Source organism: Streptomyces sp. NPDC059866, from assembly GCF_042731325.1.
In the GTDB taxonomy this organism is placed as follows: domain Bacteria; phylum Actinomycetota; class Actinomycetes; order Streptomycetales; family Streptomycetaceae; genus Streptomyces; species Streptomyces flavusporus.
Genome location: NZ_JBHWJT010000128.1, coordinates 1 through 1,447, shown reverse-complemented (window position 1 = coordinate 1,447; position 1,447 = coordinate 1). Strand labels below are relative to the sequence as shown.

The 1,447-nt window shown below is 66.1% G+C and carries 2 protein-coding genes; both read left to right on the top strand.

Annotated elements, in window-relative coordinates; all coding sequences use genetic code 11:
- Positions 1-149 precede the first annotated feature (149 nt).
- Positions 150-949, top strand: a protein-coding gene (locus ACFV7R_RS47035) for an IS5 family transposase (RefSeq protein WP_385276968.1) whose coding sequence is annotated in 2 segments (ribosomal slippage) — positions 150-485 and positions 488-949 — 798 coding nt in all. Because the reading frame shifts where the segments join, the coding sequence is not laid out codon by codon here.
- Between the two features lie 203 nt (positions 950-1,152).
- Positions 1,153-1,380 carry a hypothetical protein gene (locus ACFV7R_RS47030; protein ID WP_385276965.1) on the top strand — a complete coding sequence of 76 codons (228 nt, stop codon included), beginning with the start codon at positions 1,153-1,155 and terminating at the stop codon, positions 1,378-1,380.
- Positions 1,381-1,447 lie beyond the last annotated feature (67 nt).

Below are 1,447 nucleotides of genomic sequence, written 5' to 3'. Positions count from 1 at the left end.
ACCTGATAACTCAGACACGCTCGCAGACACCCGAACCACCCCCCCGGGGACCACCACTGGGCAGCCTACGCCCGTGACCTAAAGCAACGGCATTGCCCTTAGACGTCATCTCATTTGGCCGGGTCGGTAGTCTGTCGGTCGTGGTGGGGATCGTTGAGCGGCTGGTGCCGGATGAGTTGTGGGAGCTGTTTCAGCGGGTGGTGCCGGAGCCACCGACGCGGCCGCAAGGGGGCGGCCGTCGTCGGCACGGCGACCGGGAGGTCCTGGCAGCGATCGTGTTCGTGGCCACGTCCGGCTGTACCTGGCAGCAGTTGCCGTCCGCGTCCTTCGGGCCGTCTGGAGCGACGGCCCACCGACGGTTCTCCGAGTGGAGCAAGGCCAGAGTGTGGGCGAAGCTTCACCGCCTGGTCCTCGACGAGCTCGGTTCCCGCGGGGAGTTGGACTGGTCGCGTTGCGCGATCGACTCGGTGAACATGCGGGCTCTCAAAAGGGGGACATGACAGGTCCGAATCCGGTGGACCGGGGCAAGTACGGCTCGAAGATCCACTTGATCACGGAGCGGACCGGTCTGCCCCTGTCCATCGGGATCTCAGGGGCGAACCTGCACGACAGCCAGGCCCTGATCCCCCTGGTCAAGGGCATACCCCCAATCCGCTCCCGTCGCGGCCCTCGGCGACGCAGACCGGGCAAGCTCCACGCCGACAAGGGCTACGACTATGACCACCTGCGCCGATGGCTCCGAAGGCGCGGTATCCGCCACCGCATCGCCCGCAAGGGCATCGAGTCCTCCACCCGGCTGGGGCGCCATCGTTGGACGATCGAGCGCACCATGTCTTGGCTGGCCGGCTGCCGTCGCCTGCACCGACGCTACGAGCGCAAGGCCGAGCACTTCCTCGCCTTCACCAGCATCGCCTGCACTCTCATCTGTTACCGGCGCCTCTCCAAATGAGATGACGTCTTAGGCACCGGAGGCGACAGCCGCCTCCACCCATGAAGCGCTCCGGACAGCCGAAACGTGCAGCCGAACAACCAAGAATATTACGTTCGGTAGTGATCCGATTGCGTCTAGTTCAATCATTGGCCATGGCAGTCCCGGGATCTCGCTTCCGGTATCCACTCCCACGCGGCGCGCGGCGCAGCTACCGTGGGGGCATGGCGAAGGAGATCCGCATCAAGGTCGACGACGAGACGTACGAGGAGCTGCAGCGTCGCGCCGCCGACGGCCACGAGGACCCAGATCAGTACGCGAGCCGGCGGCTGACTGACGACCTCGCGCGCACCCGGTTCCTCGAGGGCGCGAGGGCTTTCGTCGAGGAGCACGGGCAGGCCTTCGCCGACCGCTTCGGGACCGGCGCTACTGAGGTTTTCGGCCTAGGGTGACGGTGATCTCGCTGGCGGGTGTATTCCGGTGTCATGCGGTATCCCGATGGGGGTGGCCTGACCGCGA

Bases quoted from the DNA above. Each gene is read 5' to 3' on its own strand.
- ACFV7R_RS47030 (WP_385276965.1), top strand. From the start codon at position 1,153: ATGGCGAAGGAGATCCGCATCAAGGTCGACGACGAGACGTACGAGGAG.